Annotated in this window: 17 protein-coding genes; 14 read left to right on the top strand and 3 right to left on the bottom strand. The window is 62.6% G+C overall.

What is annotated here, in order from left to right; translation table 11 throughout:
- The first annotated feature begins 33 nt into the window (after positions 1–33).
- The 7 genes from rimM (at position 34) to KUV26_RS14075 (ending at position 6,031) form a co-directional block, all read left to right on the top strand.
- A complete protein-coding gene (rimM, locus tag KUV26_RS14105) occupies positions 34–537 on the top strand; it encodes a ribosome maturation factor RimM (RefSeq protein WP_222504834.1) in 504 nt (167 codons plus the stop codon).
- A gap of 225 nt (positions 538–762) precedes the next feature.
- Positions 763–1,572: a tRNA (guanosine(37)-N1)-methyltransferase TrmD gene (gene trmD / locus KUV26_RS14100; RefSeq protein ID WP_222504833.1), complete on the top strand. Its 810-nt coding sequence runs from the start codon at positions 763–765 to the stop codon at positions 1,570–1,572.
- Between the two features lie 107 nt (positions 1,573–1,679).
- Positions 1,680–2,015, top strand: a complete 336-nt coding sequence (locus KUV26_RS14095) for a YegP family protein (RefSeq protein WP_222508813.1) — start codon at positions 1,680–1,682, stop codon at positions 2,013–2,015.
- A gap of 339 nt (positions 2,016–2,354) precedes the next feature.
- Positions 2,355–2,729, top strand: a complete 375-nt coding sequence (rplS, locus tag KUV26_RS14090) for a 50S ribosomal protein L19 (RefSeq protein WP_039186829.1) — start codon at positions 2,355–2,357, stop codon at positions 2,727–2,729.
- Positions 2,730–2,740: 11 nt separating this feature from the next.
- Complete coding sequence (gene rpmE, locus KUV26_RS14085; protein ID WP_027235636.1) at positions 2,741–2,962, top strand: 50S ribosomal protein L31; 222 nt, start codon at positions 2,741–2,743, stop codon at positions 2,960–2,962.
- Between the two features lie 113 nt (positions 2,963–3,075).
- Positions 3,076–5,112 carry a DEAD/DEAH box helicase gene (locus KUV26_RS14080; RefSeq protein WP_222508812.1) on the top strand — a complete coding sequence of 679 codons (2,037 nt, stop codon included), beginning with the start codon at positions 3,076–3,078 and terminating at the stop codon, positions 5,110–5,112.
- A gap of 109 nt (positions 5,113–5,221) precedes the next feature.
- The gene (locus KUV26_RS14075; RefSeq protein WP_222504829.1) at positions 5,222–6,031 is read left to right on the top strand and encodes a division plane positioning ATPase MipZ; all 810 of its coding nucleotides are present in this window, start codon (positions 5,222–5,224) and stop codon (positions 6,029–6,031) included.
- Between the two features lie 12 nt (positions 6,032–6,043).
- Here KUV26_RS14075 and KUV26_RS14070 read toward each other — a convergent pair whose 3' ends face one another.
- Positions 6,044–7,288, bottom strand: coding sequence for an adenylate/guanylate cyclase domain-containing protein (locus KUV26_RS14070; protein WP_222508811.1), 1,245 nt, complete (start codon positions 7,286–7,288; stop codon positions 6,044–6,046).
- A gap of 50 nt (positions 7,289–7,338) precedes the next feature.
- Positions 7,339–7,779, bottom strand: a complete 441-nt coding sequence (locus KUV26_RS14065; protein WP_222508810.1) for a MarR family winged helix-turn-helix transcriptional regulator — start codon at positions 7,777–7,779, stop codon at positions 7,339–7,341.
- Positions 7,780–7,850: 71 nt separating this feature from the next.
- On the opposite strand from KUV26_RS14065, the gene hmgA reads away from it, so the two are divergent.
- From hmgA to maiA, 7 genes are all read left to right on the top strand, one after another.
- A complete protein-coding gene (gene hmgA / locus KUV26_RS14060) occupies positions 7,851–9,206 on the top strand; it encodes a homogentisate 1,2-dioxygenase (RefSeq protein WP_222508809.1) in 1,356 nt (451 codons plus the stop codon).
- A gap of 106 nt (positions 9,207–9,312) precedes the next feature.
- Entirely contained in the window at positions 9,313–10,569 is a 1,257-nt protein-coding gene (fahA, locus tag KUV26_RS14055; protein WP_222508808.1) for a fumarylacetoacetase, read from the top strand.
- 12 nt (positions 10,570–10,581) lie between these two features.
- The gene (locus tag KUV26_RS14050) at positions 10,582–11,532 is read left to right on the top strand and encodes an MBL fold metallo-hydrolase (protein ID WP_222504824.1); all 951 of its coding nucleotides are present in this window, start codon (positions 10,582–10,584) and stop codon (positions 11,530–11,532) included.
- Positions 11,533–11,671: 139 nt separating this feature from the next.
- On the top strand, positions 11,672–13,282 hold the full coding sequence (locus KUV26_RS14045; RefSeq protein WP_222504823.1) for an FAD-dependent oxidoreductase: 1,611 nt from the start codon (positions 11,672–11,674) through the stop codon (positions 13,280–13,282).
- A gap of 5 nt (positions 13,283–13,287) precedes the next feature.
- Positions 13,288–13,503, top strand: a complete 216-nt coding sequence (locus tag KUV26_RS14040) for a DUF2783 domain-containing protein (RefSeq protein WP_261398855.1) — start codon at positions 13,288–13,290, stop codon at positions 13,501–13,503.
- Positions 13,500–14,042: a VOC family protein gene (locus KUV26_RS14035; RefSeq protein WP_222504821.1), complete on the top strand. Its 543-nt coding sequence runs from the start codon at positions 13,500–13,502 to the stop codon at positions 14,040–14,042. Before KUV26_RS14040 ends, KUV26_RS14035 begins: the two co-directional genes overlap by 4 nt.
- A gap of 58 nt (positions 14,043–14,100) precedes the next feature.
- The gene (gene maiA / locus KUV26_RS14030; RefSeq protein WP_222508807.1) at positions 14,101–14,733 is read left to right on the top strand and encodes a maleylacetoacetate isomerase; all 633 of its coding nucleotides are present in this window, start codon (positions 14,101–14,103) and stop codon (positions 14,731–14,733) included.
- A gap of 24 nt (positions 14,734–14,757) precedes the next feature.
- Here maiA and KUV26_RS14025 read toward each other — a convergent pair whose 3' ends face one another.
- Positions 14,758–15,480 (bottom strand): hypothetical protein, encoded by a 723-nt coding sequence (locus KUV26_RS14025; protein ID WP_222508806.1) that lies wholly within the window; start codon positions 15,478–15,480, stop codon positions 14,758–14,760.
- Positions 15,481–15,532 lie beyond the last annotated feature (52 nt).

Genomic DNA, 15,532 nt, shown 5'->3' with positions numbered 1-15,532 from the left:
TGCGGGCGGGGTTCTGTGCAAAGGACTGACACCATGAGCGATCTGATCTGCGTAGGCGCAATTGCCGGATCCTTCGGGGTGCGCGGCGAGGTGCGGCTCAAGAGCTTCTGCGCGGTCCCGGAAGAGATCGAGGACTACTCGCCGCTCAGCAATGAGGACGGGTCCAAGACCTACTCCCTGACCATCACACGCCCCATCAAGAACGGCTTTGCCGCGCTGCTGGGCGGTGTGGAGACCAAAGAGGACGCCGACGCCATCAAGGGGCTGCGCCTGTTCGCCCGCCGAGATCAGCTGCCGCAGCTGCCGGATGACGAGTTTTACCATGCCGACCTGATCGGTCTGGAGGTCTATGACACTGGCGGCACGTTGCTGGGCTCGGTGAAATCTGTGCAGAACCACGGCGCTTCAGACCTGCTGGAAATCCACGGCCCCGGCCTGAAGGCCACGGTACTGCTGCCCTTTACCCTGGAAGCGGTGCCGACCGTGGACCTGAGCCAAGGCCGTATCGTTGCCGACCCGCCTGAAGGCCTGTTCTGAAACGTGCAAGTCGGGCATTGCGCTCTCACGCCATTGGCCGGGTATTGCCCGTTCGGGTCTGAATTGCCCTCTGAGCCGTTTCCAGGCCTCCCCTCTCCGCCCGGATAATTCCTGACGGATGAAAACTGGCCCCTTGATCATCTGGCCGCAAATATCCCGGAGCGCGAGGCAGAGCCTCGCATAACTTCGCTTTCTTCGCAGCGCACCATCGCCTATGAGAACGCCATGACAGATACGCCCTCCCGCTCTCACGGCCGCAAGGCCATCCGCCCAACCCTGAAGCCGCGCGAGCTGATGACGCCGACACCGGATCTGGCGGGCGTGTGGAAAGCCAAGATCATCACCCTGTTCCCTGCCGCCTTTCCTGGAGTGCTGGGCGAAAGCCTGACCGGGAAGGCGCTGCAGGAAGGCTTGTGGCAGCTGGAAACAACAGACTTGCGGGAATTCGGCGTGGGCAAGCACCGAAATGTGGATGACACGCCCGCGGGCGGCGGTGCCGGAATGGTCCTGCGCGCCGACGTGCTGGGCGCAGCGATCGAGCACACGATGGAAGGCACCCGCGGCAACTGGCCCCTGATATACCTGTCCCCGCGCGGGCGCCGGATGGACCAGAAGATGATGCGGACCTTCGCGCAATGCGATGGCATCACCCTGCTGTGCGGCCGGTTCGAGGGCGTCGATGAACGGGTGCTGGAGCACTACGGCATTCAGGAGGTCTCACTGGGGGACTTCGTGATGACCGGCGGCGAGCTAGCGGCCCAGGCGCTGATCGATGCCACGGTGCGGCTGATCCCCGGCGTTCTGGGAAACCAGGCCTCGACCGAGGAGGAGAGCTTTTCCTCCGGCCTGCTGGAACATCCTCAGTACACCCGCCCCGCCGAATGGAAAGGCCGGGAGATACCGGAGGTGCTGATGTCCGGCCATCACGGCAAGATCGCCGAGTGGCGGCACGGGATGAGCGAGGAGATCACCAGGACCCGCCGACCGGATCTCTGGGAGGCCTACAGCCGTGCCAAGGATGACGGCAACCCCTAGGGCAACTGATGCGGCAGTCTGGTTTTTCCCCGGATGGAAGCCGTTGCCGCAATGCGAAACCCGTGTTTTACTGATTCTGCATAAGTTAAATGACAGGAGACAGCAGGGTGGCTGGGAAATTTGAACTCTACACCGACAATGCGGGAGAATTCCGCTTCCGCCTGAAAGCAGGCAACGGCGAGAACATCCTTGCCAGCGAAGGCTACAAGCAGAAGGCCAGCGCCGAGAACGGCATCGAGTCGGTCAAGAAGAATGCTGGCGATGACGCGCGCTACGAGCGCAAGGAAACGTCTTCCGGCAAGCACATGTTCAACCTCAAGGCCACCAACGGCCAGGTGATCGGCACCTCGCAAAGCTATGCCAGCGCTTCCGGCCGCGATGGCGGCATTGAATCGGTCAAAAAGAACGCGCCGGGCGCCGCTGTCGACGATCAGACAGCCTGAGCGCCTGAAGCCCGGGCCTGCGGCCTAATGTTTTCCATGAAAGACGGGGCAGGAGTTAATAGAAGACTCTTGCCTATTGTGCGGCTGGGCTCTTGTTTTGCAGGGCTGCCGGACGTATACAGCGCCGGTCTGGATTCGCTTTTGCGGCTCCGGGCCGCTGGCTGTTGGATCTATCACCTGAAAATCTTCTTCGGTTTTCTCCGGGATCTGCCTGCCAGCTGCAAGGAACAGACGGCGTGATCTCTGGCGGGCGCAGCTGCGGACCCGGTGAAGACCAGGAGCTCTCATGACGGCACAAACCTCTGCGGAATGAACCGCAGGCAGATTAGGAGAGTTGCGATGGACCTGATCGCACAGCTGGAGGCGGAACAGATTGCCGCCCTGGGGAAAGACATCCCCGACTTCAAAGCCGGTGACACTATCCGTGTCGGCTACAAGGTGACCGAAGGCTCGCGTTCGCGCGTGCAGATGTACGAAGGCGTTTGCATCAGCCGCAAGAACGGCTCGGGCATTGCCGGTTCGTTCACCGTCCGCAAGATTTCCTTCGGCGAAGGCGTGGAGCGTGTGTTCCCGCTGTTCTCGACCAACATCGACTCAATCGAAGTTGTCCGCCGTGGCCGCGTCCGCCGCGCCAAGCTGTACTACCTGCGCGCGCGCCGCGGTAAATCGGCCCGTATCGCAGAAGATGCGAACTACAAGCCCAAGAAAGCCTGAGGAGTGGTATCATGAAAAAAGACACCCATCCCGACTACCACTTCATCGACGTCAAAATGACCGACGGCACCATCATCAAGATGCGCTCCACCTGGGGCAGCGAAGGTGATCAGCTGGCGCTGGACATCGACCCGACCGTGCACCCGGCCTGGACCGGCGGCACCTCGCGCCTGATGGATGCCGGCGGCCGCGTGTCCAAGTTCAAGAAGAAATACGAAGGCCTGGGCTTTTAAGCCTTCCGCCGTATTTCGGAACACCTCCCGAAGGCTGCCCCGGACGGGCAGCCTTCTTTCATTTCTCCTGACGCTGGGGCCGGATGCAGCCCCGCGGGAAAGACAGCCCCCTCGTGAAACAAGCCCTGGCCAACGCACTGCAAGAGCGCGGATATGAAACCCTGACCCAAGTGCAGGAGGCTGTGACCCAGCCGGACGTGGAAGGGCGCGACCTGCTGGTGTCTGCTCAGACCGGGTCGGGCAAGACCGTTGGTTTCGGCCTGGCACTGGCCAAGGACCTGCTGGGAGAGAATGAGGCATTTGCAGAGGCCGCGGCGCCGCTGGCGCTGGTAATCGCCCCCACCCGCGAGCTGGCACTGCAGGTTAAACACGAGCTGGGCTGGCTTTACCGTGAAGCAGGCGCCGTGATTGCCTCCTGCGTAGGCGGCATGGACATGAGGGATGAGCGACGGGCACTGGCCCGCGGCGCCCACATCGTGGCGGCCACCCCGGGCCGGCTGCGCGACCATATCGCGCGCGGCTCCATCGACCTGAGCCAAGTGCGCGGCGTAGTGCTGGACGAGGCCGACGAAATGCTGGACCTTGGCTTCCGCGAAGACTTGGAGTTCATCCTGGGCGAAGCGCCCGATGACCGCCGCACCCTCCTGTTCTCCGCCACCGTCCCGCCGGCGATTGCCAGCCTGGCCGAGACTTTCCAGCGCGACGCGATGCGGATCAAGACCGCCGGCGAGACCAAGCAGCACGCGGACATCGAATACCGCCTGATGAGCGTGGCGCAAGCGGACGCGGAAAACGCCATCATCAACGTGCTGCGCTACTATGAGGCGCCCAGCTCCATCGTTTTTGCCAACACCCGCGCCGCGGTGAACCGTCTGGCAGCACGCCTGACCAACCGCGGCCTGCCGGTTGTGACCCTGTCAGGCGAGCTGTCCCAGACCGAGCGCAGCCACGCACTGCAAGCGATGCGCGACGGGCGCGCCCGCGTCTGCGTGGCAACCGATGTGGCGGCCCGCGGCATCGACCTGCCGGGGCTGGAACTGGTGGTCCATGCGGAACTGCCCTCGAACCACGAAACCTTGCTGCATCGTTCCGGCCGGACCGGCCGCGCGGGCCGCAAAGGCGTCAGCGCCCTGATCGCCCCGCCCAAGGCCCGCAGCAAGGCGCTGCGGCTTCTCAAATGGGCCAAGCTGACTGCCGAACATTGCGAGGCCCCCTCTGCCGATGATGTGCTGGCGCGTGACGAAGAAAGAATGCTGGCCGATCCGGTCTGGCAGGAGCCGGTTGCCGAAAATGAGCAGGCCGGTGTTCAGACCTTGCTGGACAGCTTCACGCCCGAGCAGATCGCCGCCACCTACCTGCGCCTGTTCCGCAGCCGCCACTCGGCGCCCGAGGACCTGCGCCCGGCGGACACTCCCGAGCCGCGCAAAGAGCGCAAGGAACGCAAAGCCTTCGGCCCTTCCGTCTGGTTCTCCCTGTCCGGTGGCCGCGAGGCAGGTGCCGATCCGCGCAAGGTGTTACCGATGCTGTGCAAGGCCGGCAACATCGACCGCGACGCCATCGGCGCGATCCGGGTGCAGGACAACGAAACCTTTGCCGAGATCAGCGAAGGCGCCGTTGAGGGCTTCCTGAAGGCGCTGGACGGCAAGACCGAGCTGGAGCCGGGCGCCGTGCTGAAGCAGCTGGCCGAAGCTCCGGAACTGGCCCCTGCCCCGCGCCGCGGGCCCGGCGGGCCGAAAGGTAGCTTCAAGGGCGACCGCAAGCCCAAGCCGCACCGCGGCAAGGACGACGGTGCGAAGCCGTACCGCGCCAAATCCGAGCGCTCCGAGGACAGCCGTCCACCGCGCAAAGAGTGGAAGGACAAACCGGCCCGGGAAGAGCGCCGCGAGCCGCGCAATGACGCCCGCCCCAGCAAGCCCAAGCCTGCGGTGACCGCCAAGCCCAAAGGCGCATCGGATCCGTCAAAACGGATGACCAGGCCCGGCGCGCCCGCGGCCAAGCCGTTCAAAGCCAAGGGCCCCAAGCCGCCGGTTGGCAAGCCCAACAGCAAGAAGAACAAGGCCCGCGCAGCGGCAGCCTTGCCGGCAAAGGGCGGCAAGGGCGGCGATGCCCGCCCCAAGCGCAAGCCGGCGGGTCCTGCAAAACACAGGTGATACACTAAGTTTACCAGCCTGCCCGCGCGGCTTTTCTTGACAGAATCCAGAGCCTATACAGGGGCCAAAGCGAAAGACGTGTGCAAAGCACGAGCGAAGGGACCTGTACATGGCGCATATCATTGTCGTCGGAAACGAGAAGGGCGGCGCGGGCAAATCCACTGTCTCCATGCATGTGGCAACCACCCTGGCCCGTCTGGGCCACAAGGTGGCGGCACTGGATCTGGATTTGCGGCAGCGCTCGATGGGGCGGTACCTTGAAAACCGCAAGGAATTCTGCGCCAAGGCCGGTCTGAACTTGCCGATGGTGGAAATCCATGAGCTGCCGGAGATCGATCCTGCCGGACTGCAGCCCGGCGAGAACATTTACGACCACCGGCTGTCGGCTGCGGTTTCGGCGCTGGAGCCGGGCCATGACTTCATCCTGATCGACTGCCCCGGTTCGCATACGCGCCTGAGCCAGGTGGCGCATTCGCTGGCCGACACGCTGATCACGCCGCTGAACGACAGCTTTGTCGATTTCGATCTTCTGGCCCATGTGGACCAGAAAGGTGAAGCCATCACCGGCCCGTCGGTCTATTCCGAAATGGTCTGGAACGCCCGCCAGCTGCGGGCGCAGGCGGGCCTCAAGCCGATCGACTGGATCGTGATACGCAACCGTGTGGGCACCCAGCGCATGGTCAACAAGGAAAAGATGGAACGCGCTATTAAGATGCTGTCCAAACGCATCGGCTTCCGCATAGCGCCGGGCTTTTCCGAGCGGGTGATCTTTCGCGAGCTGTTCCCGCGCGGGCTGACGCTTCTGGATCTCAAGGACATTGGCGTCAAGCAGCTCAACATCTCCAACATCGCGGCGCGGCAGGAGCTTCGCGACATGATGAAGGAAGTGAATCTGCCGGGGGTCGAGGTCAGCCTCTGACCCCCGGTCAGCTCACTGTTCGCCGGCGCAGGCGGCCACGCAGTTTTTTCCGTAAATGGTATAAAGCTCAATCGGCTCCGCCACCCCGCGCAGCATGTAGCGGCCCAGCGACACCAGGTCGTGCCCGGTCCCCTCAGCCGCATTCTTGACAACTTCGGAGATAATAAAGCTCTGCCCGACGGACCGGTGCATGTCGGCAATTCTGGCGGTCTGGTTCACTGTCTGGCCGATAACGGTGAAATCCAGCCGGTTCTCGGCCCCGATATTGCCGTACAGGATGTCGCCTGCGTGCAGCGCCAAGGTATAGGAAGCCGTCGGCAGCCCCTCGGCTTCGCGAGCGGCGTTGAAGCTCCGCACCTTGCCGCACAGCTCATTTGCCGCCGCCAGCGCGGCGTGGGCGTCTTCTTCAATGCTTCCCAAGTTGAACATGGCCAGCATACCGTCGCCCATGAACTTGAGAATGTTGCCGCCGTGCGACTGCACACTCTCCACGGCCAGTCCGAAGTACCCGTTCAGCATGTCGATCAGCTCAGCGCCCGGCAGCCGCTCTGACAGTTGGGTAAACCCCTTGAGGTCAAACAGACAGATCACCGCGTCGATCTGCTGCGAGGATCCGCGCTGAATCTCCCCTGACAGCACCCGGCGGCCGGCATCGCGGCCCAGATAAACCTGCAAGAGATCGCTGGCCATCTGCCGGTTGGAGGAAGACTTCAGCGCCAGGCCCAGATGCGGCAAGGTCGTGCGGATCAGGTCCAGTTCGCGCGATGAGAAGCCGCCCTTTCGGTCGGTGGACCAGGATGCCAGCATTCCCTCGTGCGGGCTGAGCGGGTTGTTCGGACCGGCTTCCGGCGGGGCAAAGCGCACGCCTGCCGCGAAGTAATCCGTCGCGCCGCGGCCGTGCAGCTCCCCCAGCAGCGGGAAGCGCTCCGGTGCACCGCCTTCAAGGCGCTCCCGGTATTCTTCCAGATCCTGTTCGAGAATGTAGAAGAACGGGCTGCGCAGCCATTCCTCGCGCGGGGACTCGCGGTACTCATAATGTTCGTGCCGGATGCCCTCTTCGCGGGTCCACCAGAAACCGAGACCGCCAAACTTTGGGTGAAATGCACGCTGCGCTACGGTAAAACGCCACAAGGGCACCCCCGCTGCCACCAGCCGCTGGCAATACCCCTGCAGCAAATCCTGCTGCGGCGCGCCTTGCAGCCCCTGCTCCATCAGCCAGGCAATCAGCGGCCCCGAATTGACATCAATCTGTATCATCGCTTCACCTATAATCCCGCGCTTTATCTGGGGGCTGAGCGGCCTAATGTCTATGGCTCGATCCCTGCTAAATTGCGCAGCATATACCGCAAAATCGCAACCTCGCCGCTGGTGAACCGGGCGCAAATCTGAGTATCGAATTCCAGCGCATGTTCGCGCAGGTCCTTGTAGGCGGCTTCTCCCGCCGGGGTCAGCGCAAGATGCTCCGCACGGCGGTCGCTTTCATCCCGTGTCCGGGTCACAAAACGCTTTTCCGCCAGCTTTGCCACGGCCCGGCTGATCTTGGTCTTGTGAATCTTGGCGCGGCTTCCGATCTCCTTGGCTGTCATCTGGCCATAGTTGCCCAGATGGAACAGCACCCGCCATTCAGTGCGCAGCATTCCATAGCGGTTCTTGTAGTGTTTCTGGAACCCCAGCGAGCTTTCCTCTGCCGCGCGGTTCAGCAGGTAGGGCAGGAAATCCTGCAAAGCGAAATCATCTTTTTCGTCCATCTTCGTCCCCTTTCCCTTGTTAGTTACAAAAACAACTAATATCCCGCAAGCAGCAAGAGGAGAAACGCGCGATGAATCGGCCAGCCGATCCCCATGAGATGATCCAGGCCCCCTCTCTTCAGGGGCCGCATGAGGGCTACATGCCCGGCTTTGCAAATGACTTTGAAACCGAGGCGCTGCCCGGTGCGCTGCCGCAGGGCATGAACAGCCCCCAGAAATGCAATTACGGCCTTTACGGCGAGCAGTTGAGCGGCACCGCCTTTACCGCCGATGTGCCGGAGCGAACCTGGTGCTACCGCATCCGCCCGTCGGTAAAACATTCGCACCGCTATGAAAAAATCGACCTGCCGCATTGGAAGTCTGCACCCTGCGTCGATCCGGACGTGATCTCACTGGGCCAGTACCGCTGGGACCCGGTGCCGCATTCCGATGAAGGCCTCACCTGGCTCACCGGCATGCGCACCATGACCACCGCTGGCGACGTGAACACCCAGGTCGGCATGGCGAGCCATATCTATCTGGTCACCGAGACGATGGAGGACAGCTACTTCTTCTCCGCTGATTCCGAACTCTTGGTGGTGCCTCAGGAGGGCCGGCTGCGCTTTGCGACCGAGCTGGGCATCATCGACCTGGCGCCGCAGGAAATCGCCATCATCCCGCGCGGGCTGGTGTACCGGGTGGAAGTGCTGGAAGGCCCCTGCCGCGGCTTTGTATGCGAAAACTACGGCCAGAAATTTGAGTTGCCGGGCCGCGGACCCATCGGCGCCAACTGCATGGCCAACCCGCGCGACTTCAAGGCGCCGGTGGCAGCGTTCGAAGACCGTGAGACGCCTTCGACCGTGACCATCAAATGGTGCGGCCAGTTCCACGAGACCAAAATCGGCCACTCGCCGCTGGACGTGGTGGCCTGGCACGGCAACTACGCGCCCTACAAATACGACTTGACCACTTACTGCCCGGTGGGGGCGATTCTGTTCGACCACCCGGACCCGTCGATTTTCACCGTGCTGACGGCCCCGTCGGGCGTGCCAGGCACCGCCAACATCGACTTTGTGCTGTTCCGCGAGCGCTGGATGGTGGCTGAGAAAACCTTCCGCCCGCCGTGGTACCACAAGAACATCATGTCGGAACTGATGGGCAACATCTACGGACAGTATGACGCCAAACCGCAAGGCTTCGTGCCTGGCGGCATGAGCCTCCACAACATGATGCTGCCGCATGGTCCGGACAAGAACGCCTTTGAAGGCGCGTCGAACTCCAACCTCGGACCCGAGAAGCTTGAGAACACCATGTCCTTCATGTTTGAGACCCGCTTCCCGCAGCATCTGACGGCATTTGCAGCCAAGGAAGCGCCGCTGCAGGATGACTATATCGACTGCTGGAGCGACATCGAAAAGAAGTTCGATGGCACGCCCGGCCTGAAATGAAATGGTTAGGGGGCGCTGCCCCCTCTGGCCCCCATGGGGTCCACTCACCCCCGGAGTACTTCCGGAAAGATGAAAAGGATCTGCGGATCCGGAAACTGGAGACACGATGCCTCTGCTGAAATCCTGGGTGGCCTCGGCCAATGATGCAAACCACCCGTTCCCTCTGAACAACCTGCCATATGGCGTATTTTCCGTTGACGGCGATGACCCGCGCTGCGGTGTGGCGATCGGCGACCTGATCCTGGACATGCAGACCGCCGAAGAGGCCGGGCTGGTGCAGTTGAGCGACGCGCCGCTGTTCGATGTGCCCTATTGGAATGACGTGATGGAGGAAGGCCCGGCCGTCTGGGCAGCGCTGCGCGAGCGCTTGACTGCCTTGCTGGCCGAGGGCGCCGCGGAGAAGGACAAGGTCAAGCCGCATCTGGTGGCGCAGGCCGATGCTGAGCTGCACATGCCCTTCGCGGTCAGCGAATACACTGATTTCTACGCGGGCAAAAACCACGCCTTCAACGTCGGCACCATGTTCCGCGGCCCGGAAAACGCGCTGCCGCCGAACTGGCTGCATATCCCCATTGGCTATAACGGGCGGGCCTCCTCCGTCGTGGTTTCGGGCACCGATGTGCGCCGCCCTTGGGGCCAGCTGAAAGGCGCGAACGATGACAAGCCGCGGTGGGCGCCCTGCGCGCGCTTTGATATCGAGCTGGAGATGGGCGCCATCGTAGGCACCCCGTCTGATGGACCGATCACCGTACAGGAAGCCGATGACCACATCTTTGGCTACGTGCTGCTGAACGACTGGTCGGCGCGCGACATCCAAGCCTGGGAATACCAGCCGCTGGGGCCGTTTCAGGCAAAGGCAGCCGCAACCTCGATCTCCCCTTGGATCGTGACCAAACCGGCGCTGGAGCCGTTCCGCTGCTCCACACCGGAACGCGAGGTGGAACTGCTGGAACACCTGAAGGACTGCGGGCCGATGCTCTATGACATTGATCTGGAAGTCACCATGGCGCCGACAGGCAGGGAGGCCACCACCATCGTGCGGACCAACTACAAGGAAATGTACTATTCCGCCGCGCAGCAGTTAGCGCATCATACCACCTCGGGCTGCCCGATGAACGCGGGCGACCTTCTGGGCTCCGGCACCATCTCCGGCCCGGTGAAGGAAAGCCGCGGCTCGCTCTTGGAACTCAGCTGGGGCGGCAAGGAGCCGCTGACGCTGGACACCGGCGAGGAGCGTTCCTTTATCGCCGACGGCGACACGCTGACCCTGAAGGGCGCGGCCAAGGGCGACGGCTACACCATTGGCTTCGGCGACTGCACCGGCACCGTCCTGCCCGCGCTCGAAGACCCCTACGCAAGATAAGGAAGATCCACCATGGCAAAAGCTTTTGCGTCCCAAGGGGACCTGACCGAAAAGAAGATCACCTTTGATGAGATCGGAGAGGGGCTTTATGCATTCACCGCCGAAGGCGACCCGAACTCCGGCGTGATCATCGGCGATGACAGTGTGATGATTGTCGAGGCGCAGGCCACCCCGCGGCTGGCAAACAAGGTGATCGAATGCGTGCGGTCCGTGACCGACAAGCCGATCACCCATGTGGTTCTGACCCACTATCACGCTGTGCGGGTGCTGGGCGCCTCCGCATTCGACGCACAGCAAGTGATCATGTCAAATGCCGCATACAACATGGTGCTGGAGCGCGGGCAGGAAGATTGGGACAGCGAGTTCCAGCGTTTCCCGCGCCTGTTTGAAGGCCATGAAAGCATCCCGGGGCTGACCTACCCCACCACTACTTTCACCGATCAGATGACTGTCTTCCTCGGCAACCGCCGGGTCGACATCAAACAGATCGGCCGTGCCCACACCGCGGGCGACGCGGTGATCCACGTACCGGACCAGAACGTGATGTTCACCGGCGACATCGTCGAATACCACTCGGCCTGCTACTGCGGCGACGGGCATTTCGCCGATTGGGGCCAGACGCTCGACAACATCAAAGCCTATGACGTGGACGCGATTGCCCCGGGCCGCGGCGATGCGCTGGTGGGCAAGGAGATGGTCAACGCCGCCATCGAGAACACCCGCGACTTCGTCGAAAGCACCTACCGCCCGGTTCAGCGCATCGCTGCACGCGGCGGTTCGCTGAAAGAAGCCTGGGATGCTGTGCGTGCCGAATGCGATCCGAAGTTTGCGGATTATGCGATCTACGAGCATTGCCTGCCCTTCAACGTCGCCCGCGCCTATGACGAGGCCCGCGGCATCGCGCACCCGCGGATCTGGACCGCCCAGCGCGATCTGGAGATGTGGGAGGCCCTGCAGGGCTGATTTTGCAACCGGGGCGATTTGATCCAGATCGTATCGCCCTGGCAGAACCTGTGAGACGCTAGACCATCCTCCCGGCGTGCCCATGCCGGGAAACAGGGAAGCTGTGCCTAAGGGCACCCGGAAATTGGGAGGAGACCTGATGAACAAGATCTTTGAAGTCCCGTTGTACCCCTATGCCCGCCATGCGGATCAGGATGCCCCTGCCCCGGTTCGCCGCACGGTGGTCGTGATCGGGGCCGGCCCCGTCGGCCTGGCTGCCGCCATCGACTTGGTGCAGCAAGGGGCCGAGGTCGTGGTGCTGGACGAAAACGACAAGGTTAGCTTCGGCTCACGCGCGATCTGCTTTGCCAAGCGGCCCTTGGAGATCCTCGACCGGCTGGGCTGCGGCCAGCCGATGGTGGACAAGGGCGTGCAGTGGAACACTGGCAAGGTGTTCTTTGACGACCGTCAGGTCTATGACTTCAACCTGCTGCCGGAAGAGGGCCACAAGCGCCCCGCCTTTATCAATCTGCAGCAGTATTATTTCGAAGAATACCTGGTGAACCGGGTCCGCGAACTGCAGGAACAGGGCGCACCGATTGAGATCCGCGGCCGCAACAAGGTTTCGGCCATCGGCACCCATCCCAGCCATGTGACGCTGGAAGTCGACACGCCCGAAGGCCCCTACAATCTGGAAGCCGACTGGCTGATCGCCTGCGACGGCGCCGGCTCCCCCACCCGGCAGATGCTGGGGCTGGATTTTGTCGGCCGGGTGTTTGAGGACAACTTCCTGATCGCCGATGTGATCATGGAGGCGGATTTCCCGACCGAACGCTGGTTCTGGTTTGACCCGCCCTTCAACAAGGGCCAGTCGGCCCTGCTGCACAAGCAGCCCGATGGCGTCTGGCGGATCGACCTGCAGCTGGGCTGGGACATCGACAAGGAGCGCGAAAAGCGCCCCGAGAATGTGATCCCGCGGCTGCAGGCCATGCTGGGCGAAGATGTGAAGTTCGAGCTGGAGTGGGTGTCGATCTACACTTTCCAGTGCCGACGCATGGAAAAATTCCGCCACGGCCGGGTGATCTTTGCAGGCGATTCCGCACACCAGGTGTCACCGTTCGGCGCCCGCGGCGCCAACTCCGGCCTGCAGGACACCGATAACCTGTGCTGGAAGCTCAAGCTGGTGATGGACGGCAAGGCACCGGAGTGCCTGCTGGACAGTTATGACGTGGAACGCGTCTACGGTGCCGACGAGAACATCCTGAACTCCTCACGCTCCACTGACTTCATCACCCCCAAGTCGGAGATGAGCCGGGTGCTGCGCGACGCTGTTCTGGACTTGTCCGAACAGTATGAATTCGCCCGTCCTTTGGTGAACTCCGGCCGCCTGTCTGTGCCCTGCACTTATGACGGCTCGCCGCTGAACTCAGCCGATGCGCTGAACGGGCCGGAGCGCACCCGCCCGGGTTCTTCCTGCCCCGACGTGCCGCTTGGCGACGGGTTCCTTCTGGACAAGCTGGGCGGCAAGTTCACCCTGCTGACCATCGACGCCGACGCCCCCGACATGTTCGAGGAATCCGGCATCGAGGTCACCCGCCTGGCGCTCTCCATCAAAGACGACAAAACACTGGCGCTGAAGGAACGCTACCTGGGAAGCGCCGAAAGCGGTGTCTACCTGATCCGCCCGGACCAGCATGTCGCCGCCCGACGCCCCAGCTATGACGAAAACCAGTTCCGGCACGCTGTCCGCCGGGCCATCGGCAAGGAATGATCAAGATGACCGAAGACCAACTGATCCTGACCGCCAACCTTGAGCGGGCCGACGATTTCTATGCCGATCTGCTGGCCGCGCACGAGGATCTCAGCAAGGCTGAAAGCGATGCGCTCAACGCACGCCTGGTTCTGGTGCTGGCCAACCACATTGGGAAACGCGCGATCCTGAAACAGGCGCTGGCGGCTGCCGCGCTGAAAACTGGGGAGGACTCCGCTTGAAAATCGAACAGATCCACCACGTCGCCTACCGCTGCAAGGACGCCAAGCGGACGGTGGAGTGGTACAACAAGATGCTGAACATGGATTTTGTCCTGGCGATTGCCGAGGACCATGTTCCATCGACCCATGAACCCGATCCCTACATGCATATCTTCATGGATGCAGGCAACGGCAACGTCCTGGCCTTCTTCGAACTGCCGACCAAGCCGGAGATGGACCGCGACCGCAACACGCCGGTCTGGGTGCAGCACATCGCCTTCAAGGTGAAGGACCGCGAAACCCTGATCCAGTTCAAGGACCATCTGGAGGCCAACGGCGTCGAGGTGCTGGGTGTTACCGATCACTCGATCTTCCACTCGATCTACTTCTTCGATCCGAACGGCCACCGGGTGGAGCTGGCCTGCCCCGACCCGGAAGAAGAGGCGCTGCTGCAAAAGCTCGACTCGGTAAAATGGGAAATGCTGGAGGAATGGTCCAAGACCAAGAAGGCCCCCAAACATGCCGAGTGGCTGCACGCCAAGGAATTGAACAAGGCCTGATTGGATCAGGCCGGCAAGGCAGCCCGCCGGGCTGCCTTTACTGTAATGGAGGACGCCGATGGGCAGCACCATCCTTTATGATTACTGGCGCTCATCGGCCAGCTACCGGCTGCGCATCGCGCTGAACCTGGCCGGGATCGAATACACTTCGGTCCCGGTTGATCTGGTCAAGGGCGAACACAAGAGCCCGGAACATCTGGCCCGCAATCCGCAGGGGTTCGTGCCGGTGCTGGAGATCGACGGGCTGCGCCTGACCCAGTCGCTGGCGATCCTCGATTATCTGGATGAAACCCGGAACCTCGGCCTGCTGCCCAAGGACCTTGGCCAGCGCGCCAAGGCACGGGCACTGGCTCATTCCTTGGCAGTGGATGTGCATCCGGTTTGCAATCTGCAAGTCGCCAAACATGCCACCACACTCAGCAGCGGCGCGCCGGATATGCCCAAGGCCTGGATGCAGCATTTCATCCGCCCCGGCCTGCAGGCGTTTGAAACTCTGCTGAAAGGCTTCAGTCAGGCGCCCTATTGCACCGGTGATGCTCCTAGCCTGGCCGACATCTGCCTGATGCCGCAGCTTTACAATGCTCGCCGCTGGGAGGCGGATTTCTCAGACCTGCCGCGGATCTGTGCAGTAGAGGCGGCCTGCACCGCCCACCCTGCCTTTGCCACCGCCTGCCCTGAACAGCCCGGCTGACCGGGCCGGGGGGGGACCGCCGCGTCACGACGATCGCAGCAGAACCTTGCTGGAATTCAGCGCCTGGGCGATCCGCTGGTAATGCAGCGCCACATCGCTGTTGCCCTCCGCCGAGCGCAGCAGAACGGTTGTGGTGTCTTCCAGAATCGCCAGCGCCTTGGCATTGGTTTCAGCCACCGTTTCCTGCTTTACAGCCGCCACCGGGCGGCGCTTGGTCTCGCTATCCGCCTGAACAGTGATCCGCAACCGGGGCTGGCTGTTGTCCCGGTTCTGCCGGGACAGCCTGCTCAACTCGTCCGAAGCAGTCGCCAGCGCCTCGCGGGCAGCTGCGTATTCGCCCTCGGCAGGCAATTTCTTGACCAGCGCCCGCAGTTCATTGGCAAGACAATCGGTCCGGTAGGCCGCGCCAACCGCCTCGCAGGCCGCCGAGGAGATGCTGATCTGGGCAACAACAGCAGCGGTGACAGAATTTGTGACCGACGCCGGCCCGACCAGTGCCGCGGTGCTGGTGCTGGAACTTCTAACACCATCACTTTCCGCTGCATCGCCGCCGGTCTCGCCAATGCCACCACCGAACTGCGACGCCGACGGGGAGCCGCGCACCTGCGCCTTGTGCACATAGACCGCAGCGTTTTCCCGCAATGCGGCCCGGCCTGTCATCGCGGCGGCTTCTGCCACCGCCGGCGAAAGCAATAGTGCCGCCGCCAAAGGCAATCTCAGCACCGCCTTGCTCTTGTTGCTGTTCATTGAACCCTCTTTTTTGCCCCTGCCTGCGCAGAATTTAGCACCAAAATGCCCG

This window comes from Leisingera daeponensis, assembly GCF_019801465.1.
GTDB lineage: Bacteria > Pseudomonadota > Alphaproteobacteria > Rhodobacterales > Rhodobacteraceae > Leisingera > Leisingera daeponensis_A.
This window is presented reverse-complemented; position numbering and strand designations above follow the sequence as displayed.